Here is a 19,482-nt window from a genome sequence, read left to right as displayed (position 1 = left end):
TAGTGCAAATATTCGCGATCGCCAATCAATCGTCAGTAGCTAAAGCATATCAAGATTTTAACGAAGACGGGACTATGAAGGATTCGCTCTCTCGCGATCGCGTTGTCGATGTCATGGAAGAACTTTACAAATTTACCTTGCTATTGCGTGACAAAGTTGATTATCTCACAGACCGCTACAGCGAACGTAAGGAAAGCTGCAAAAGAGACAATCATGATAGCCTCTCAATCTCTTGAAATTAACTCTAAAACAAATTGACTATTGAGCATCCAAAAAAAGATAACCTCCTGGCAGATTGAACCAGGAGATTGAAAAAAAATGATTCATCTTTACAAGCGTTGTAGCAGACTCAAACCGTGGCTATCAGTACCACAGGTATTGAAAAGAAAGTATTCATCAGCCAACTTTTGCACTTGTTCTGATTCCAAGGTGCTGGGTTTCCAAGGGTTAGGGTTATTGTAGGCGTAGAAAGTTTCCACACCATCGATGCCCTTTTCTGCCGCAGCTGGAATTAAGTCGAAATGCGATCGCTTGTAACGAGCTGGATGAGCCAGAACTGCCAATCCCCCAGCTTCATGAATAGCGGCAATCACGTTACTTGCCTGATATTCTTGCCCTGTAGTCGACCTTCTTTGCAGATAGGGTTTCATACTAGGGTGTTCTATGGCAAAAGCGTAAGCCAAAATGTGAACTTCTATATTCAAAAGGTTGGCATTGATTTCCACGCCACTCCACAGGTGAGGAGTTGTTGCATGAGGATTATTCCACTTCCAATCTTCTAACCAAGCAAGGGCCGCTTGATAGCCGACAATACCATGATGATCGGTGATAGCTAACCCTTTTAACCCAATAGCGATCGCCTGCTCCATCAATGCACTAGGCTGCAATCTACCATCCGAGTAGACAGTGTGCATGTGAAAGTTGAATAACCTTGGACAACTATGTGCATCAATGTTACGGAATACTTGCTTTAAAAGTTCTGCCGAAGTTGTAGTACGGGCCAAATTTACAGCCATAACCCCCTCTGAAGAAAAATATATCCTTAACACACCAAAATGCTACATCTCTGGATAAGAAAGAACCAACACTAAAAATTAGTATCGGCTGATACTTTCTCAGCTTCCTCAGCAAATTTTTCAATATGTTAAGACTACGTTAGCAAATCTTAACCTCAGTGGTCATGCGTGATTCATACTACTTTGTTATTAAGTAGTAGTAAATATTACATCCAATTTTTCATAAATGCGCCTATAGCATCTGTGCTAAATGACATAGAAGATAAAGGTTTGGTAGGATAATTATCTCTAATAAGCCGGAAATGCAAATTTGTTTTGTGTGTAAAAAATATTATTTATCTCTGTAATTACAGCTTTTTCCTAACCAAAATGACTTTAGCGTAGGCGTAGCCCGCCGCAGGCATCACATAAGTGAGTCTAAAATAGCTTCGAGAAAATTAGCGATGTCTACGACGGGCTATGCCTACGCTTGGGTTGTATTATACCCCTCGGGCAATTCCAAAAGAATCTCCCTTCAAGGTGACTCCCAACGGTTCCACCACCACCTCACGAGAAAGGGACGCTTCAACTCTTCCGGCAATCGCAGCCGAAAGTTGATGTTCTCTTGCAAGCAGGACAATTCTCTCTGCATCCTGCTCCGACTCTGTATAGAATGCAAATCCTGCACCGTAATTGAACACCGAAAGCATCGTCTCGGCGCCGCCCTCAAGATGACTCTCAACAAATGTAAATATCTCTGGTACAGGGAGCATTGTTTCGATAACGTACCGAAGCGGTTTCACCGACCGCATCAGCTTTTGCCAGCCATGACCAGTGATATTCTCCATCGCTGTGGGACGAATTCCTTCGCCAAGCACTGCCTGTACAAGGGGCGTGTAGAGATACGAAGCAGCATTCATCGCTTCCCAGAACTCTTGCCCACTCGGAAGTTTTGTTCTGTAGCCATCAGGAAGCGACTCAGCAAGCTTTCGCAGTGGGGTAAAACCGTTCTCATGGGGGCCCGAACTTTCGATGAGAACAATAGTATTTCCGGCATCCAGACGCGAGCTATCAATAGGAGCGACACCAGCTGGCATAACCCCAAAAACCGAGCCGGCGATATCGAGCCGCCCTGGAATCATCTTGGTTTTTAGTTGAGGAGTTTCCCCTGAGAGATACACACATCCCACTCGTTTGCAGCCCTCAACTACTCCATCCAGAAACCCATCAAGGAAAGCGGGGGTAAAAATTGTTTCGGGAGTACTCGAAGGCAGATAAAGACCGAGAAGTATAGTCTGCATACCTGAAGTTGCGGCATCGTTCGTCAGACACGAGATGATCTTAATTCCAATATTCCACCAGAATCGTCGAAGTTCTTCTTCGGAAAGATCGTCAGGGCGAGTATCGTCTGCGGTGCCTAGTCCTTCGGGCACAAGTGTCATCGAAAGTTCTCTAGCCCCCGCCTCTAGAAACGGAGCGAGGTTGAAGCTGAAAGCGTTAGCACTTGCTCCAAGACCCGATGCGGGGACGATGCCATAAGCGCTTGCAAAGCTAAGTGTGCGTTTTGCGGCATCGATGAAGCGTCGTTTTGCAGCATCGAGAGTATCGTAATCGACTTGATCGAGAGCTTGAGCCATCAGGTTGCGTTTTAAGTTAGAAGTTAGGAGTTAGGAAAACTGATAACTCCTCACTTTAAAATACCTCATCTTCGATACCGCGCCACCATTCCCCCAATTTCATCAAGTCTTGATAAATATCTTCTAATTCTTTGGTATAAACATCGTTTGTCAGGGTGGCTCGACGCTCTTGCAATTTTTTGAGGCGCAGTTGTACCAATACCCAAGGTTTAGAGATGCTATTCGTTGCTTCGATGTATTGCGCTAGTTCTTTGCTATCCATATATCTTTATTTCTCCACCATCCCCTCAACGCCTAACCAAAAACAGTCACGATACTAGTACAATGTCTAAGCTAGTTTTCAGGGTTTGTAGTAAGCACTTTAGTGCTTAGAAAATAAGGACTAAAGTCCCTACTACGAACTCGCTTACCCATCAATTTAAACTTGACTGACTACTGTCGTGACTGCTGACAAGAGTGTTAACTGAATTATTTCTACTTTACATATCTGGCACAAGCTACGTAGCCGCAAAGTAGCTGGCTAAAAGACATTGTAGCCAGTTCAAAACTGGCAATTAATTAAGCTTTAGCCAAGTTTTCAGCAGCAAAGTCCCAGTTGACCAAGTTTTCTAGGAAATTCTTGATGAACGCTGGACGGGCATTTTTATAGTCAATGTAGTAAGCGTGTTCCCAAACATCCAAGGTTAAGAGTGCCTTCTTACCATGAGCTAGGGGATTTTCTGCATTTGGTGTTTTGATCACCTTTAGCGTACCACCATCATCGATCAGCCAAGACCACCCACTGCCGAATTGAGTTGCAGCCGCGTTAGAGAACTCTTCCTTGAATTTGTCAAAGCTACCAAAATCTTTATCGATTTTGGCTGCGAGTTCACCTGTGGGTGTACCACCACCTTGTGGTTTCAAAGAATTCCAGAAGAAGGTGTGGTTCCAAACTTGGGCAGCGTTGTTGAAGATTCCCACCTTAGAAGAGTCTTGGAAGGAAGTTTTAATCACTTCTTCCAGGGACTTATCAGCAAGTTCTGTACCTTCAGTGAGCTTGTTGAGGTTGTCTACATAAGCTTTGTGATGCTTGCCATAGTGATACTCGAAAGTTTCAGCTTTCATGCCAAAAGGCTCTAGAGCATCTTTTTCAAAGGGTAGTGGGGGCTGTACAAATGCCATTGTGTCAAATCCTCTCTTTACCGGTTTCTAGTTTGTAAGCTATTGCAGAAGTTTGGGAAATTAATAGCTCTTATTTTTAGAGGTTTTATGTCTTTAATCATGGAACATAAAACTTAACATCGTCATTCTACTACCAAAGTGAAGACGGAAACAAAGTACTTTGTTGATAAGTCAAATCACTAGCAATTTCTGACTATAAATAAAAATGACTAATATCTTATAACGAAATGCCAATACCTAACTAGCATTTAGCAATTGAAGCTTTCATACTTCTATCTTTAGTAGGATTAATTACGATTTGAAAAATCAGTCGAAAGCGAGATGATTTAATATGTAAATAAATGTAATATTTGTTTAGATGCTACTAAATATTAATTCTTAAAGAAGATAGCCAGTAGTCAAATTATATATTTTTTATTTTTAAAATAATTTTGAGGATGGTAAGTGAATAATCGCTCACCTACCACCCTTTGAAACTAAAAAACTAACAGCAAGTAGGAGTAATTAACACTGAGATAAACGCTGTTGGTAATAGTTAACGATTTGTGCTGTGACTTCAGACACGTCCAAACCATCAGTTTGAAGTTCGATCGCATCTGCTGCTTTCTGCAAAGGAGAAACCTTGCGTGTACTATCTTTCCAGTCACGTTCGGCAATGTCGTGTTCCAGCTGCTCTAAACTCACTTCAGGTTGACCTTGGGTGTTAAAGTCTTGCTGGCGGCGACGGGCGCGTTCACTCACAGAAGCGGTTAAGAAGATTTTAACTTCGGCATCGGGAAATACGTGAGTACCAATATCCCGACCCTCAGCAACTAAACCACCTCTTTTACCCCAGCTTTGCTGTTGTTTAACCAGTGCTTGACGGACAGCGCTTTGCGCGGCGATCGCCGATACAAGAGAAGTTACCTCAATGGTGCGAATTACCTGGGTAACATCAGTACCGTCAATCCAAACCTGCACGGATGATTGTAAATCCTGCGTGGGAGTAAGTTCAATTTTACACTGATTAGTTAATTCGGCGATCGCACACTCATCGTCAATAGCAATCCCCTTTTGCAGTACCAACCAAGTGACAGCACGGTACATTGCTCCTGTATCTAAATACACTAAATTCAGATTTGCTGCCACTTGCCGCGCCACTGTGGATTTTCCAGCCCCGGCTGGGCCATCAATGGCGATAATGGGTTGACGATCGCGCAATATGAGATTGTCAATCAAACGTGTAGCACCAAAACGAGCTGCGATCGCCAACATTCCTTCCTCCTCAACTTTTTCTAAAGACATCAACGTAGTCGGTTCAACCAATTCAATATATTCCACTGAGACCGTGCTGACCATTGCCACTTCTTGCTGTACCACTGCTATCAACTTGTTGCTATTGCGATCGCCTGCAATAAATGCGGCTTTAGCTCGTCGCAAACCCCGATATAACACCGCTGCTTGCTCTTTTGCCGTTGCAGTCAAATATTGATTGCGAGAACTGAAGGCCAGACCCGACGCTTCCCGTACTGTTGGACAAGCAACAATTTCTACTGGCAAATTTAAGTCAGCTACTAAGCGTTTAATAATTGCTAGTTGCTGACCATCCTTTTCACCAAAGTAGGCACGGTCAGGCTGTACCAAATTGAAAAGTTTGGTAACAATCGTAGCGACACCCTGAAAATGACCTTGCCGAGAACGACCACACAAGCCTGTTATCATAGCAGATGGGGGGATAACTTGTGTAACCTTTGATTCTTGTATACTCTTCTGAGGAACTGCCATTTCTTCCGGAGTCGGTGCAAAAATCGCATCTACCCCAGCTTGTTCGCAAAGTTGTTGATCTTGCTCTAAAGTGCGGGGATAGCGTTGATAATCCTCATTAGGAGCAAATTGTAGGGGATTGACGAAAATACTCACAATCACCGTAGAATTTTCGTGCCGCGCCCGTTGGATTAAGCTTAAATGACCTTGATGCAAATTTCCCATCGTTGGCACCAGACCGACTGCCGTCTGATACCAGCCAGTCATTTCATCTAGTCTCAGATCCTCAGTAACTGCAATTAGCTTGTTTTCTGAGCAGCGTTTAGTTAAATAGCAGCGTAAAGCTGCGACTGTTGTCAGCAGGCGCACAAAAATACCCCTAGTTCTTATCGATCCCTCCCCCGTTAGTTTATATCCGAAATAGAGGGAAGAGTTGATTGAACTAGGGGAATTAAGTGATACGGAACTGGGATTGGGGTTAGGGGAAAGGTTATAGGTGATAGGCGATCGGGAATAATCTTTCCCCTGTAACCTGTAACCTACTCGATTATTTTCCCAATACCTCAATATGCACTGGCGCCACGCCACTGCCCATCATTCCCAAAATTCGAGCCGCGCCGGCAGACACGTCAATGACTCGACCTCGAATGAATGGCCCTCGGTCATTAATCCGCAGCACTACGGAACGACCATTGCGGGTATTGGTTACACGAACTTTTGTACCAAAGGGTAAGCTGCGATGAGCAGCAGTCATTCCTTCTGGATTAAATCTCTGACCGCTAGCAGTACGATTACCAGAACCGTCATAGCCGTAATAAGAAGCCATACCTCTCAAGGTGGCTCGCACTACTCCGACGGCAATCTGTTGCGGTAGCTTTGGTATTGATATTTGTTGACGTACTGGTAAATTAGCAATCTCTTTTAAGGGAGATGCATTGCCTAGTAGTCTCCGCAGGCGATTGGTTGCTTGCAATGCATCTTGGGCTAGATCGTTGGTACTACCTGCTAATCGCGTACCTTCGCTGATTTCGACCAACTCTTCGCCATTAATTTTAATTACATAGCGATCGCCATTTTGTTGGACAGGGACGCTTTTGTTTTGCGCTTGATCGGCAGTAGATTTTTCCCCTGCTTTCCAACTGACGGTAATCTTACTCCCGTCAACGTTTTCCCGATTCAACTGGTTGATCTTAGCTGCTATTACACCAGCTATCTGAACCGGGTCATTGTCAGCGGAGCTAATCTGGTTACTCGCATCTGTTAGGTTCCCAGTGTTTAATGCATTTGATGAATTGCTAGCAATAAGGGCGTACGATTGTACGCCCCCAGTATTGCCAATTGCACCAACTTTTTTAGTCTCAAGATTCGTATTTGATACAGAACTCAAAAAGGTGAGAACAGGTATATTTTTGATAAAAAGGGTTGCCGCCTTACGTCCTCTAATGTTGTGAGGATGAATTTCTGTAATCACAGCATCCAAGGTTTGTTTCCCTGCTGTTGATTGGTACTCTCCCACCTTAACCACATCAGGCGCGGGTGATTTTTGGGATGCTAGCCCATTTCCTTTGGTGGTTTGAGTGCAACCGACTGAGGGTATTCCCAAAACAGCCATAAACAGGGCAACAATAGTCCACAAATGTCTTTGATTCATGCGTCCGTTTTTGAAAGCGACTGTAGAACTTAAAGTTTTATAACTTGCGGGATTTATCACTAATAAAAGTGATTTCCCTTTTGAAAAACTCGAACTCGTTCCGTTTTCACTTTGTTCTTTATAACTGCAACAGACTAACACGAACCTTTTGGCTTGGGGATCAGGGTTTTAGCGTAACTATCGGCCACTTTCTCAAATTCCCATTCCAATTTGAAGGTCGAAACCTTTCTCAAAAGCGGACTTTGGCTATGTAACGCTTTTTTCCGTAAGTCAAAAATTTCTTAAAAAAACTTTACGCTTATTTCACACTAAAGTAGCGATACCCTATTCACATCACTTCTAAAGGCTCGCAACTACTCGTGTATTCTAGATCACATCGCTTTTGGCTATTTCCTATAAGAAGGTAATATAACTTTAATTAAATAGCATCGGCATAAATACTTAAAATCATTTATTTAATGAAATATTTAGATTTAACTATGAATAAGTCGTGATATGAGTTACATCTTAAAAAATTATGCAAATTAGTTTGAGTCTGATATCTTTTTTCACAGTTTTTTCTACTTGCATCAATCATTACTTTTATTCTCCACAACTAGACTTATATTGGTAATAAATATAACTTTTATTAACCGTATTACTGAGTATAAAAAAAGGACAATACCCAAATTAATATTTTTCAGGATTAATGACTTAAAAATTAAGAAAACTTTGCGATCGCTTAAACAACAGATATCGCCTGTAATAAAAAATACACCTTGTTTTATTTAATTTCAGTAATTGCTCAAGTATGATTTTTTAGAGCAAGCTGTTTTTGACAAAATCTTTGTAACTGTAGGGATGTACAGCTGCACCTCTTCTATATATAGTAGGTATTTTGGGAAATGCCATCAGCCTAATGACAAACCAAGTGCATCAAGGAGATTTAGAAATAGAAGCATCGCCATTAAAAGCTTTTCTCAACGAATTGCATTCCCAATACCAGTCACTGCGGGAGGGTGCAGTAGCGAAATACATTCCCGAACTGGCAAAGGCAAACCCGGATTTGTTCAGCATTTGCATTGTGACAGTGGATGGTCAGGTTTATAAAGTTGGGGACTACGAGCAACTTTTTACCATTCAGTCAATTTCCAAAGTGTTTGCTTATGGACTTGCCTTAGAAGATCATGGACTGGATTATGTTTTAACTAGAGTTGGCGTGGAACCGACGGGAGATGCATTCAACGCGATTGTTTTGGATGAGCAATCGAAGCGACCTTATAATCCAATGGTAAACGCTGGAGCGATCGCCACCACCAGCTTAATCAAAGGTTCCGGCCCAACCGAACGCCTCAATCGGATGCTGGATATGTTTCGGCGATATATTGGCCGCGACGTATTCGTTGACATTTCAGTTTTTACCTCAGAACGGAGTACAGGACATCGCAACCGCGCAATGGCGCATTTGATGCTCAACTTTGGCATGATTGACCGAAATATTGAAGAGGCGCTGGATCTTTATTTTCAGCAGTGCGCTGTGATGGTAAATTGTCAAGACTTAGCATTGATGGCGGCTACCCTTGCTAACAGGGGTATTAACCCCATCACCAAAGAACGGGCGGTAGATAAGCGTTACATCAAAGATATTTTGAGTGTGATGTATACCTGTGGGATGTACAACTTTGCAGGTGAGTGGGCTTATAAAATTGGGATTCCAGCGAAAAGCGGTATTTGTGGTGGAATTATTGCCGTTGTACCCAATAAAATGGGCATCGGAGTTTTTTCGCCCCTGTTGGATGTGCGCGGTAATAGTGTGCGGGGGGTAAAGGTTTGTGAAGAACTTTCTCAACGGTTAGGTTTACATCTATTTGATTGTTCAGGCCAAGAGTGAATTGGAAGGCATTGGGTAGAGGGGAGAATAAATACTGTCTCCCAACTCCCAACTCAGCACGGGCTAAACCCTAGCTATCCGCTAACAGCACTCAGCACTCAAAACTCTTCTGCTTGCGGAAGTGGGAAAATTTCACCAGCTAAGTAAGCTTGAAAGTGCTTTTGGAAGTACAACCAAGAAGTCATATCTTCCCCATCTATCAATGCTTTTGGGGCTTGTTTATATAAAGGAATACGGCTATTAATTTCGTCTTGCAACAGTGGAGGCAGTTTTGTTAAACCATTGACTTTGCTGCCAACAGCACTGTAGATTAGTTGACCGGGGCGATCGCCCATTTTCATCCAGGGAAGCCATTGACCGATCCGATCCCAACTAAGTTTGAGTTCAGAAACAGAGGGAAGTGCTGGGTTGAATAAATCTGCAGTTGGCACAGTTAATTTAAACAATTCCGCTGCCTGATAAATTGGATTTGGGCTGTATTCAGCAAATTTGCGATCGTCTGCTAAGGGATTGGGGTAATAAGGAAATATATCAAAAACGAAGGTTGTGCTGTCACCATCTACTTGTGCGGGGAAGTTTCCCTCAAACTTTCCCTGCACAGGATTATTGGCAACGTGAATCACCGGAACTGTCTCGCCTGTCCAAGGATTCTCCCATTTGGATAAAACCTCATCTGTTTTTGGGTTGAGGTAGTAAGTTAGTTCCCTAGAAGTAAAATCCCAACTACCTTCTTTCGTGGGAATACATCGGCTAACGCTTAATCCCAGCATCTTAAACAGGAGTTGTCTCTTCTCACCGGGGATAAAGGCGTAAATTTTACCTTTCCAAATCAGGAAAGTGGATTCGGCAGGGTCAAGGGAAGAACGAGTTTTAACCCAGTGCTGCGCTTCAAGTTCTTGAATTTGGGCAACCATCTAAAGCATCCTTAGTATTTCGATAACAAAAGGATAAGCTAACCAGCATTCAAGTTGCATCTTTAGAAGTTAAAAGGTAGGGGAGGGGTAGAAGAAATATATTTTGAACTCCATTAATGAGCCTTTGATACTCGCTGACGAGTCTTTAATACTCGTGAATGAGTCTTTGATACTCGCCGACGAGTCTTTGAACTCCATTAATGAGCCTTTGATACTCGCTGACGAGCCTTTAATACTCGTGAACAAGCATAAAAACTCTACTCCTTTGCCCAATGCCCAATGCCTTTATCAATTAAACTGGTTCAGAAACCTGCTCATCCAGACGGCGAAACAAAAACAACCAAAGAGGTAGAGAACTGTTAATCGCAATTAGTCGCACCAAATGACCAGTTGTGACAATTTCAACATTATGATTCAATGCTAGGGAAACTAAGATCATTTCTGCCGATCCTCCTGGTGCTGTGACTAAAAGACAGGTTAACCAGTCCCAAGAGGTTAATTGCATCGCAAGTATAGCAGCGATCGCTCCAGCTACGAGAGTCATTCCTACAGACATCAAGGCATAGCCAACAGTCCGCTTTCTAAAGTTGGGTTTGTCTCCCCAATATTCACCAATAGTAATTCCCAGGAGCATTTGACCCAATAAGTTAATTAAAGGCGGGGGACTAAAGCTAATATCACCCATAAAAGGCAGCCAATGTAGCAAAGGATTAAATCCGATACCAATCAACAATGCACCAAAGAAATCGCCAGCTGGTATTTTAAATAATATAGCTGGATAAACTACTAATCCAGTAATCACCAGTACTAATAAGAGTAATTCGAGTTGAGATGGATCGAGATTGAGCCAAGCAGCTTTGATTGGGAGTGTTTGCGGATAGTAATTACCAGTTGATGTCCTAGCGATGAAGGGAATTAGAACAACTACACAGGTAACGCGAATCGCCTGAACTAGGGCAACCAAGCTAACATTTTTATTGTAATCGGCAGCGATCGCAGCCATAATTCCTACACCACCAGGAACTGTAGCCAGCATTGCTGTAAATAGGTTAGTTTTACTGACGCGGGAGTAAATGTAACCGATACAGCTTCCACTCAGCAACAGAAATAAGGTAAGAAAAATAAATATGGGAATACCAGAAGCAACACTAGCTAGATTAGCGTGGGTATTGGAAGCGCCGACAGTTAAGCCGACAAGTGCCATTCCCACTTTTCTAGCAGTGCGATTAGGTTGGGGAGAATATTGATAAAGAATCCGACATCCTTGGAGAACCAATGTACCAGCGGCAATCCCGCCAAATATCCAGGCAATCCTGCCAATTTGGAACTTTGCGAGGAGTAAACCCAGAGGTAATGCCAGAAGCATTTCCAAGACAAGGACAATTAGTTGCTTCCCAAATAGCTGCTGTTTGGTAACAACAGGATTTTCATGAGTGTGTTCTTCCAGGCTGGGAGTAGCACTTAGACTTTGATTCATCGATACTAAGCTTTTTTTTAAGTCTAAGCTATAGGTGCAAAAGTGGATCTCCTGGGATGCGATCGGACATTACCAGCAACAAGCAAAATTATACAGGTGAAGGCTTTTAGTTCTAGTGGTGGGTTTATTTTAGATTTAGATTTAAGTCAGGTTTGGTAGCTCACCTATTGCACCAAACAATTAAAATAGTGCCAGAGATATTCCACATCCACAGACAAAATTAAATATATGAACACAACTCCCTCTAAAAGAGAAATAGATGAAATGTTCAAGTGGTTAAATCGTAACCGCCAGATGTTATTAGAATTATACAAAAATCAATATATCGCTTACAATGCAAATGGAATAATAGCTCAAAGCGAGAACTTACGCGAAGTTTTGGCATTAGCTAATGCTACGAAACAGCCTTTTTTAATTTACCTAGTTCCGCGTCGTACTGCTTCTATAGAAATTTTACCAATTCGCTTTCGCAGCATCGCTCGTCATGATTGGCAACCAAATTATAGTGTTATTTTAAAACACGGAGATATAGAATCTAATACAACAATGTTAGTAGATTCTGGTGCTGAATTAAGTTTAATTTCATTAAAAGTTGGTCAAGATTTAGGCTATGCTTTGGCTGATTCAGAATCAACTTTGTTGGCAGAAACGATAGGTGGTAGAGTTGAGTACGTTTTACGCAATGTCGAAATGACAATTGATGAACACAATTTTATTACTCCAGTAGCATGGTTACAAACCAATACAGGCGGAGAACAATTGCTTTTAGGGCGAGAAGTTGTATTTGATAAATTTAATATTGAATTTAGGCAAGCTGAGGAACAAATTATTTTTACATGGCGTGAAGATTTGAAGTCATAAAAAAGGGAGCTAACTGCTAATATTTGGGTTTCAGTGGCGGGTTTCTTTTTCCTTCAATCAACCCACGTTTGACAGCTTCGCTTAATGCAGTGGCTTTTCTTAAAAGTCCTTCTTTCTTGATAGACCTGGATCAGGGTTTGTAACTCTAAGCGATCGCTTTCACTAAGAGTACCTGATTGTTGGCGATCGAGCATTTCGCTTAACCGGGCATCCTGTTCTGGTTCCATTTGCAGTTCGGTCAGCACCAGGGCTTGTTCATCAGAAAGGATAGAGACAGGCTCAAGATTGCTAATGTCCCCACTGACGGGCGGAATTGAAAGTTGAATGGTATCTACTAAAATGCTGGCAACATCACGATTTACCAACCGGGTAAAGCGTTCTGTACGTTGGTAAATATCGTCTGGCAGGGTAATTATGATTTTGGTACTCATAGCTCCTGTAAATACTCCTCTCTATTATCACTTGTAATTATTAATTAAATTATGTGTCTTAGGGGAACATAAACTGAAGAGCATAATTTTAACTTCATTAGATATTTATTTGTAGCGATCACAGACTAATACATTTTGGGCAAACTAACTTAGTAAGCAACCTTTATATTACTAGTTGGAAATAAAAAATTATGAAGTTAAATCTAAACTATAAAGATATGTCAGTTTTATCCTATATTCATCGGAGAGAACTGCCATCCGTGCCTGGGATTTATTACGTGGGTAATTATAAATGCCCAGTTATGTATATCGGTCTTTCACGCAATTTGAAAAAACGCCACATTAATCATCATCGTCAGATACAGTTTGAGAGTATCGATAACCCCATTATACGCTACCAGATTTTACCAAACAATTTATTAATTAAAATCTCAAACTTGGAAGCCGCTTTAATTAGGTTAGAGAAGCAATCCATAGATTACTATAAGCCACCTCTCAATTACACACCCTTACCAAATCAACCAAGATTTAGAACATCACATGGCCCGATTTATATTCAAATCCATAAAGTTAGAGAAGAAGGCTACTGTTTACACTTTGATGCTCAAGATGAGGACGAATTGGCAATAAACACAAGTAAATTATCTTTACTGACTAGAGCTATCGAAGAAGAGCGACCCATATTTTTGATAGCATCTGGGTATTACGAAGATTATGAGATGGCAAATTATCCCAATCTATCTAAACTTACTTCCTACAGCAATGATAGAATTTATCTTCTTGTAAGTCGTTTCATACCTTATGAAGAAGATCAGTCTGAATGCCCCGGTTACAATTATGTTGTTTATGGGGCAACATCCAAAGTATTTATCAACCCTTATATCATCCTCAACAACAGACCAGGATTTGATGAATTTAGAAGAAGCTATTTAAAACTAGGATTTACTAATTGTGAGCGCTCACCCTTTGTCAAGGAATTGCTGCGTTTAGGCGAATTCAATTTACTCTAGCTTATATATTTGTGTTTCCGTGATGACATACAGCATTAAAATAGGGACTGAGAAATACATCTCAGTCCCGATAAAAAAGCGGGCTAACCGCTATTTATATGGTTAACCCGTGCAGCTTTGGGAACGCGCAGAGAAATTGTTATTGCAATACCAACTTCACATTGGCGTTTTGCAGACCGCGCTGTTTCACTTCAGCCAAAGTTTTGTTAACGGCATACTTTTGGTTGATTGAGTTGATCAACTCGGTTTGGTTGTGCTTCTTAGCAACGCCCCACAAGTCAGCGATTAGGTCAAAAGAACCATCGCCATTGCGAGACCAGCCGAGGTCATATTCGCCTTCCAACACGGCAACGATGTCCGAACGGACACGCTGACCGTTATAACCACGGACATCAGCTTCAGTCTTTACGCTGATACCGAGGTCGCGCAAGGAAGCCTTGAGGATTTCGGCATCGGTGATTTTGGTACGCAGGGTGCTAAAGTGAGACATTTGGGTTTCCTCCAATGAGAAGATTGAGAAAAACGACAACGGTTTGTTTTGGGCGAAGCCGCGCTTAACAGGATGCGGCTTTTCTTATAACTGCTAGCATTTTCAGCTAGCCTTTCCCCCTGGGATGGCAGAGGAAAGCTTTTAAAACTCCATTCGCTGATATTCAGCTACGGAGGATGCTGCGGGGCGTGCGCGCTGTCTGGCCCAATCTCTCAGAGCCGTTACTTGTTCTTGCATCGTTCGAGACAGCGGCAATGTTGCCTTCAGTGCAGCAATAATATCTAGTTGGGTGAACTCCCGATCTTGGGCAAAAGCTTCATACATTGCCGCAACGATCGCTTGTTCAACTTCTGCTCCAGAAAAGCCATCAGACATCTTGGCTAATTGCTCAAGATCGAATCGAGAGATGTCTTCACGGCGCTTGGTCAGATGAATATTGAAAATATCTTGCCGTTCTTCCGGTGTTGGCAGATCGACAAAGAAGATTTCATCAAAGCGTCCTTTCCTCAAGAATTCCCCAGGTAAGCGTTCTACTCGGTTGGCAGTTGCCATCACGAACACTGGTGATTTCTTATCTTGCATCCAAGTGAGGAAAGAGCCGAAGATTCTACTTGAAGTCCCCCCATCAGAATCAGAGGAACCACCACTACCAGCAAAGGATTTATCTAATTCATCGATAAACAAAATCGCTGGGGAAATAGATTCTGCTGTTTTCAGGGCGTTTCGCAGATTTGCCTCACTTCGTCCCACCATTGAGCCGTCGTAGACTCGCCCCATATCTAACCGCAACAGTGGTAAACCCCACAGCCGGGAAGTAGTTTTAGCAATTAATGACTTACCGCAACCGGGAACTCCTAAAATTAGCATCCCCTTTGGTTGAGGCAAACCATACTCTCTCGCTCTTTCTGTGAAAGCGTTAGAGCGTTGCTTGAGCCATCTTTTTAACTCTTCTAAGCCACCTACAGCATCAATAGTTTCATCTTCTTCAATGTATTCTAAGATGCCATTGCGCCGAATTAGTTGCTTTTTCTCAGATAAAACGATGTCTACTTCATCTTCCGTCAAACGCTCTTTAGTTACCTGTGCCTTACGGTAGACTTTCTCAGCTTCATCTTTAGTTAGACCTAAAGCAGCCCTGAGAAGTTTTTCTCTGGCTTCTGTTGTCAGTCGCCGACCACGATTTTGCTCTATATGGTGAGTTAAGACTTTATTCAACTCAGCCATATCTGGCAATGTAAAGTCGAGAACGACAACTTCTTTTTCCAGTTCTATAGGTACTTGTTGCATCGGAGACATCAAAATGATGTTCTTTTGCATACCTTTGAAACTAGCGATCGCATCACGCAACGATCGGTTAGTCGCAGGCGCATCTATAAAGGGATGTAAATCTTTAAGAATAAATATACTTGGTTCTTTCTGCCGGATGATCCATTCAATCGCTGCCTCTGGAGACACAGTATTATGTTGAGTAACATTCCGGGGTTGACCATACTCAACAATCCCGTGTGTTACTGTCCAAACAAATACTCGGCGTTGGGGTTTTAATAACTGAGCGATTGTAGAAATTGCTTGCTCGGCCCGCTCTTCCTCGGAGGTAACAAGGTAGATTAAAGGGTATTGAGCTTGAATTAGGATTTTGAGCTCTTCGTTCATACTTCGACCTACTTGAGACCTTATAGAGACAGTAGAGACATTGCTTCTGGTAAAGACAACCGAATCATGAATATCTATTTAGCAAGGAACTAACTCTTCCTCACCCTTGGGATTGGTTTCATCTTCATCCATCTCATCAAGATAAAGATGCTCTTTACCAACTACTCCTGGTTGATTGCCTAAAGCAACCAGTTCCCCATCACGTAAGACTAATGAGCTATCACAAGTTGGGCATGAATAAACTTTATGAGTCCGCCCATAAGAAGAATCTTCTAACTCGTCAACCAATTCTTGATTGGATAGGTAAAAACCAAGGGCACGTTCGGCAAGTTCTGACATTGGCTCGGAATCGACTGCTGAACGAATCTTCAGTTTTCTGTGCAACTCTGGCGATAAATACAAAGTGACCTTTTGCTTAGTTTGCGTTTGCATATAACTTTTTAACGGTCTTACCCGGGTATGTATATCAAGTTATCGGTTCTTTTATTGGTTGTCAAGACAGTAAAACGTTTTAACGCCAGTATTGTTACATTTGTTTACGTTTGGCGATGAAATGCTGTTTATTGAGTGATAAATCGCTGACTACAAACCTTTCAGAATTAATCAAGACTTGCCCACTCAAAACTTGAAACCTCAATGAAAATTAGCGATCACTAATTAATGATTGCCTGAGTTGGTTGATTTTTTAACTATTTGGAGCGTCAACGGATTAAAGTTGAACACCTTTCCGGTTGTAAACAATTGATATCCACAAGAGATGCCAGCGAATGACACCAACATAGAAAAAAGTGACACAGAGCCGATTACAACACCACTGGCGATGAATAAAGCAATTCCTATCCCAATCAACACCCATCCTAGTTTCCGATTATCGCTCCCACCCCAATTTAGAGCTACTATACCTCCCATACACAGCAAAATCCCAGGTGTGCTGCGTAAATAAACACTAATATAAATACTTGTACTTAGAAATGTAACACCTGCTAGGATTAGTCCTAAACCAATAAGCTTACTGGCAAGGATTACTTGAGCTTCCTCTTCTTTACAGATGCTAGGCGCTGTAATTTTTGTTGGCGCGGAGTTTGGTGTAGGATTTTTTGTGGCAGATGCAGAGTGCTGCTTCACCCTAAACATAAAAGTTATTTTGTCTCCCTGCCCAAAGGAAATTCTATCTCCTGGATGCAGTGGACAAAAAACTTGAGGTTGAAGTTTCACACCGTTAATGTATGTGCCATTAGAACTGCCCAAATCGGTGATATGGTATTCATCCCCATTCACCCAAATTTGCGCGTGGATGCGAGATGCCACATCCGAATCTGGTAAGCCAGAAATATCAATATCTGGTGATTTTTGGTCGTTGGGCTTACCGATGCAAATTACAGAAAGATTTGATGGAAATTGCAAAGATGTGTTGGTTTGGAAGTGAAAAAGCTCCAAAGTTACCTCGGCTATCTCAGATGCACTGTGCATAAATTGTGCGAACAAGCACTTTTTATAAGCTTCTCTACTGAGAACTCAAAAGAGAATGGTAAATATCCTGAATATTATTGAATTTTTAATGAGCGCTCTTTCAGTGCAAGATCTGGTGCAAATGTTAAGAAAGATTCAAGTAATGGATAGCTCCCGAAAGGAGAGGCTAATGCCAAGGGAGAACGAAGTACTATGGCACCTGCTTCTCAGAGGTTTTCAACCTACCATTCTTATAAAATCAGTGAGTTTGGCAAAATGTGTAATTTAAATGGCTACTGCTAATAAAATCTGTAGTTTGGGGCGAAGAATTTATCGGTTTGCCGCCAGCCTTAGTGGAGTCGTTGCCCTGTTAATAATGCTGTCGAGTTGTACTGCAAATGATTTTAACGCCGATGCGATCGCTTGGAAAACTTATAGCAACTCGCGTTATGGCTTTGAATTTCCATATCCGAGTAACTGGACTTCTTTAGCAGCCCCAGCAAATGATGATGGAATTGCGTTTATTTCACCACAAAATCGCTCAGTGGAAATTCGGGGGTGGGCAAGCCAGCAGCTACAAAATTCGGTTGTTACAGACGAAGAATCTGATAAAAAGATAAAACCCAATTTTCAAACCGCCCAAGGAGTATCTGGGGTAATGGTTGTAAAAGTTGATCGAGAAGTAGGTTCGATGACACTGACACTAACTCAGAGTCAAGTGAAATACTATTTGCAGGGACGAAGCAAGAGCAAAGAATTTCAAGATTACTATCGTTTGTTTTATTACATAGCCCAGCAGTATCGGATTTCAAAACATTGAAATATTGGGTATGGGGCATTGAAAAGAGGCAGAGGGGAAAATTCTTCTCTCTTGCTCCCTCATCTGCCCCAAAATCCACATCTCCCCCAGAATGATGATTAAGACGGTACAGAAACCTGATAGATTTAGCTATCAGCGAGTAAAAACTGGTGAAGATGAAAGTCCTGGTTATTGGTGGTGATGGATATTGCGGTTGGGCAACTGCTCTTTACCTTTCCAATCGAGGTTATGAAGTTGGAATTTTAGATAGTTTGGTGCGGCGGCACTGGGATAATGAACTTGGTGTCGAAACTCTCACTCCGATCGCACTAATTCAACAACGTCTCCAGCGCTGGCAAGATTTGACGGGTAAACCGATCGACTTGTTCATCGGCGATATTACAAATTACGAATTTCTCCATAAAACATTACAGCAATTTCAGCCAAATGCTCTGGTGCATTTTGGTGAACAGCGTTCGGCCCCATTTTCCATGATTGACCGAGAACATGCAGTTGTTACCCAGGTTAATAATGTAGTTGGGACGTTGAACTTGCTGTACGCCATGCGGGAAGATTTCCCCGACTGTCATTTGGTGAAGCTGGGGACGATGGGCGAATACGGTACACCCAACATCGACATCGAAGAAGGGTATATCACCATTGAACACAATGGACGCAAGGATACCTTACCTTATCCCAAGCAGCCCGGTTCGATGTACCATTTAAGCAAAGTCCATGATAGTCATAACATCCACTTTGCTTGCCGGATTTGGGGATTGCGGGCAACTGATTTAAATCAGGGTGTAGTTTATGGTGTCTTAACCGAAGAAACGGGGATAGACGAACTATTGATTAATCGGCTGGATTACGATGGTGTGTTTGGTACAGCACTGAACCGCTTTTGTATTCAAGCAGCAATTGGACATCCGTTAACTGTCTACGGTAAAGGTGGACAAACTCGCGGATTTTTGGATATTCGGGATACAGTCAGATGTGTGGAATTAGCGATCGCTAACCCTGCACAACCAGGAGAATTCCGCGTATTTAACCAATTTACCGAACAATTCAGCGTCGGCGACTTGGCATTGATGGTAAAAAAAGCTGGTAATGCTATTGGATTGAACGTAGAAATCAATCATTTAGATAATCCCAGAGTTGAAAAAGAAGAACATTACTTCAACGCTAAAAACACAAAATTGCTTGATTTAGGTTTACAGCCTCACCTGCTCTCAGATTCTCTCCTCGATTCTCTGTTAAATTTTGCCATCAAGTATCAGACGCGAGTCGATCACAAACAAATTCTGCCTAAAGTCTCCTGGCACAGAAATTAAAGTAAACCCC

18 protein-coding genes and 1 pseudogene are annotated in these 19,482 nt (G+C 42.1%); 6 read left to right on the top strand and 13 right to left on the bottom strand.

Translation table 11 applies throughout. From position 1 onward, the window contains the following. Positions 1-2: 2 nt before the first annotated feature. Positions 3-258 (top strand): annotated as a pseudogene (locus tag AC1F2U_RS17905) (arsenical resistance protein ArsH); the annotation flags it as partial. A gap of 71 nt (positions 259-329) precedes the next feature. Here the strand turns inward: AC1F2U_RS17905 and AC1F2U_RS17900 are convergent. From AC1F2U_RS17900 to AC1F2U_RS17875, 6 genes are all read right to left on the bottom strand, one after another. Further along, on the bottom strand, positions 330-1,016 hold the full coding sequence (locus AC1F2U_RS17900) for a PHP domain-containing protein (protein WP_480262320.1): 687 nt from the start codon (positions 1,014-1,016) through the stop codon (positions 330-332). Positions 1,017-1,495: 479 nt separating this feature from the next. Then, on the bottom strand, positions 1,496-2,632 hold the full coding sequence (locus AC1F2U_RS17895; RefSeq protein WP_480262319.1) for an AIR synthase related protein: 1,137 nt from the start codon (positions 2,630-2,632) through the stop codon (positions 1,496-1,498). Positions 2,633-2,687: 55 nt separating this feature from the next. Further along, positions 2,688-2,894 carry a hypothetical protein gene (locus tag AC1F2U_RS17890; protein WP_099099470.1) on the bottom strand — a complete coding sequence of 69 codons (207 nt, stop codon included), beginning with the start codon at positions 2,892-2,894 and terminating at the stop codon, positions 2,688-2,690. 296 nt (positions 2,895-3,190) lie between these two features. Further along, positions 3,191-3,793 (bottom strand): superoxide dismutase [Fe], encoded by a 603-nt coding sequence (gene sodB / locus AC1F2U_RS17885; RefSeq protein WP_322671464.1) that lies wholly within the window; start codon positions 3,791-3,793, stop codon positions 3,191-3,193. A gap of 504 nt (positions 3,794-4,297) precedes the next feature. After that, on the bottom strand, positions 4,298-5,905 hold the full coding sequence (locus AC1F2U_RS17880; protein ID WP_480262318.1) for a bifunctional pantoate--beta-alanine ligase/(d)CMP kinase: 1,608 nt from the start codon (positions 5,903-5,905) through the stop codon (positions 4,298-4,300). A 178-nt stretch (positions 5,906-6,083) separates the two neighbouring features. Beyond that, positions 6,084-7,187 (bottom strand): septal ring lytic transglycosylase RlpA family protein, encoded by a 1,104-nt coding sequence (locus AC1F2U_RS17875; protein ID WP_480262317.1) that lies wholly within the window; start codon positions 7,185-7,187, stop codon positions 6,084-6,086. A gap of 898 nt (positions 7,188-8,085) precedes the next feature. On the opposite strand from AC1F2U_RS17875, the gene glsA reads away from it, so the two are divergent. After that, complete coding sequence (gene glsA, locus AC1F2U_RS17870) at positions 8,086-9,057, top strand: glutaminase A (RefSeq protein WP_480262316.1); 972 nt, start codon at positions 8,086-8,088, stop codon at positions 9,055-9,057. 98 nt (positions 9,058-9,155) lie between these two features. On the opposite strand, the gene AC1F2U_RS17865 is transcribed toward glsA, so the two are convergent. Both AC1F2U_RS17865 and AC1F2U_RS17860 read right to left on the bottom strand, forming a co-directional pair. After that, positions 9,156-9,971 (bottom strand): DUF1838 domain-containing protein, encoded by an 816-nt coding sequence (locus AC1F2U_RS17865; protein ID WP_480262315.1) that lies wholly within the window; start codon positions 9,969-9,971, stop codon positions 9,156-9,158. A gap of 292 nt (positions 9,972-10,263) precedes the next feature. Then, positions 10,264-11,448, bottom strand: coding sequence for an AbrB family transcriptional regulator (locus tag AC1F2U_RS17860; protein ID WP_480262314.1), 1,185 nt, complete (start codon positions 11,446-11,448; stop codon positions 10,264-10,266). Between the two features lie 228 nt (positions 11,449-11,676). Here AC1F2U_RS17860 and AC1F2U_RS17855 point away from each other — a divergent pair, with 228 nt between their 5' ends. Continuing rightward, positions 11,677-12,309 carry a DUF5678 domain-containing protein gene (locus tag AC1F2U_RS17855; RefSeq protein WP_480262313.1) on the top strand — a complete coding sequence of 211 codons (633 nt, stop codon included), beginning with the start codon at positions 11,677-11,679 and terminating at the stop codon, positions 12,307-12,309. A gap of 53 nt (positions 12,310-12,362) precedes the next feature. Here the strand turns inward: AC1F2U_RS17855 and AC1F2U_RS17850 are convergent, their stop codons facing one another. Next, positions 12,363-12,740: a hypothetical protein gene (locus AC1F2U_RS17850; RefSeq protein ID WP_480262312.1), complete on the bottom strand. Its 378-nt coding sequence runs from the start codon at positions 12,738-12,740 to the stop codon at positions 12,363-12,365. A 218-nt stretch (positions 12,741-12,958) separates the two neighbouring features. On the opposite strand from AC1F2U_RS17850, the gene AC1F2U_RS17845 reads away from it, so the two are divergent. Continuing rightward, the gene (locus AC1F2U_RS17845) at positions 12,959-13,750 is read left to right on the top strand and encodes a GIY-YIG nuclease family protein (protein WP_480262311.1); all 792 of its coding nucleotides are present in this window, start codon (positions 12,959-12,961) and stop codon (positions 13,748-13,750) included. 139 nt (positions 13,751-13,889) lie between these two features. Here AC1F2U_RS17845 and AC1F2U_RS17840 read toward each other — a convergent pair whose 3' ends face one another. From AC1F2U_RS17840 to AC1F2U_RS17825, 4 genes are all read right to left on the bottom strand, one after another. Continuing rightward, positions 13,890-14,240: a DUF1257 domain-containing protein gene (locus AC1F2U_RS17840; RefSeq protein WP_094350625.1), complete on the bottom strand. Its 351-nt coding sequence runs from the start codon at positions 14,238-14,240 to the stop codon at positions 13,890-13,892. Positions 14,241-14,381: 141 nt separating this feature from the next. Further along, entirely contained in the window at positions 14,382-15,893 is a 1,512-nt protein-coding gene (ycf46, locus tag AC1F2U_RS17835) for a stress-responsive protein Ycf46 (protein ID WP_104906609.1), read from the bottom strand. Between the two features lie 78 nt (positions 15,894-15,971). Beyond that, complete coding sequence (locus AC1F2U_RS17830; RefSeq protein WP_480262310.1) at positions 15,972-16,325, bottom strand: slr0373 family blue light stress response protein; 354 nt, start codon at positions 16,323-16,325, stop codon at positions 15,972-15,974. Between the two features lie 225 nt (positions 16,326-16,550). Next, positions 16,551-17,363 (bottom strand): FHA domain-containing protein, encoded by an 813-nt coding sequence (locus tag AC1F2U_RS17825; protein WP_480262309.1) that lies wholly within the window; start codon positions 17,361-17,363, stop codon positions 16,551-16,553. A 268-nt stretch (positions 17,364-17,631) separates the two neighbouring features. On the opposite strand from AC1F2U_RS17825, the gene AC1F2U_RS17820 reads away from it, so the two are divergent. Next, positions 17,632-18,162, top strand: coding sequence for a hypothetical protein (locus AC1F2U_RS17820; protein WP_480262308.1), 531 nt, complete (start codon positions 17,632-17,634; stop codon positions 18,160-18,162). Between the two features lie 155 nt (positions 18,163-18,317). Next, positions 18,318-19,472 (top strand): NAD-dependent epimerase/dehydratase family protein, encoded by a 1,155-nt coding sequence (locus AC1F2U_RS17815; RefSeq protein ID WP_480262335.1) that lies wholly within the window; start codon positions 18,318-18,320, stop codon positions 19,470-19,472. Positions 19,473-19,482 lie beyond the last annotated feature (10 nt).

It is taken from the genome of Nostoc sp. LEGE 12454 (genome assembly GCF_056620565.1).
This window is presented reverse-complemented; position numbering and strand designations above follow the sequence as displayed.

Excerpts from the sequence above, each read along its gene's own strand:
- AC1F2U_RS17900 (WP_480262320.1), bottom strand. The coding sequence starts at position 1,016 with ATGGCTGTAAATTTGGCCCGTACTACAACTTCGGCAGAACTTTTAAAG.
- AC1F2U_RS17895 (WP_480262319.1), bottom strand. The coding sequence starts at position 2,632 with ATGGCTCAAGCTCTCGATCAAGTCGATTACGATACTCTCGATGCTGCA.
- AC1F2U_RS17890 (WP_099099470.1), bottom strand. The coding sequence starts at position 2,894 with ATGGATAGCAAAGAACTAGCGCAATACATCGAAGCAACGAATAGCATC.
- sodB (WP_322671464.1), bottom strand. The coding sequence starts at position 3,793 with ATGGCATTTGTACAGCCCCCACTACCCTTTGAAAAAGATGCTCTAGAG.
- AC1F2U_RS17875 (WP_480262317.1), bottom strand. The coding sequence starts at position 7,187 with ATGAATCAAAGACATTTGTGGACTATTGTTGCCCTGTTTATGGCTGTT.
- glsA (WP_480262316.1), top strand. The coding sequence starts at position 8,086 with ATGACAAACCAAGTGCATCAAGGAGATTTAGAAATAGAAGCATCGCCA.
- AC1F2U_RS17865 (WP_480262315.1), bottom strand. The coding sequence starts at position 9,971 with ATGGTTGCCCAAATTCAAGAACTTGAAGCGCAGCACTGGGTTAAAACT.
- AC1F2U_RS17860 (WP_480262314.1), bottom strand. The coding sequence starts at position 11,448 with ATGAATCAAAGTCTAAGTGCTACTCCCAGCCTGGAAGAACACACTCAT.
- AC1F2U_RS17855 (WP_480262313.1), top strand. The coding sequence starts at position 11,677 with ATGAACACAACTCCCTCTAAAAGAGAAATAGATGAAATGTTCAAGTGG.
- AC1F2U_RS17850 (WP_480262312.1), bottom strand. The coding sequence starts at position 12,740 with ATGAGTACCAAAATCATAATTACCCTGCCAGACGATATTTACCAACGT.
- AC1F2U_RS17845 (WP_480262311.1), top strand. The coding sequence starts at position 12,959 with ATGTCAGTTTTATCCTATATTCATCGGAGAGAACTGCCATCCGTGCCT.
- AC1F2U_RS17840 (WP_094350625.1), bottom strand. The coding sequence starts at position 14,240 with ATGTCTCACTTTAGCACCCTGCGTACCAAAATCACCGATGCCGAAATC.
- ycf46 (WP_104906609.1), bottom strand. The coding sequence starts at position 15,893 with ATGAACGAAGAGCTCAAAATCCTAATTCAAGCTCAATACCCTTTAATC.
- AC1F2U_RS17830 (WP_480262310.1), bottom strand. The coding sequence starts at position 16,325 with ATGCAAACGCAAACTAAGCAAAAGGTCACTTTGTATTTATCGCCAGAG.
- AC1F2U_RS17825 (WP_480262309.1), bottom strand. The coding sequence starts at position 17,363 with ATGCACAGTGCATCTGAGATAGCCGAGGTAACTTTGGAGCTTTTTCAC.
- AC1F2U_RS17820 (WP_480262308.1), top strand. The coding sequence starts at position 17,632 with ATGGCTACTGCTAATAAAATCTGTAGTTTGGGGCGAAGAATTTATCGG.
- AC1F2U_RS17815 (WP_480262335.1), top strand. The coding sequence starts at position 18,318 with ATGAAAGTCCTGGTTATTGGTGGTGATGGATATTGCGGTTGGGCAACT.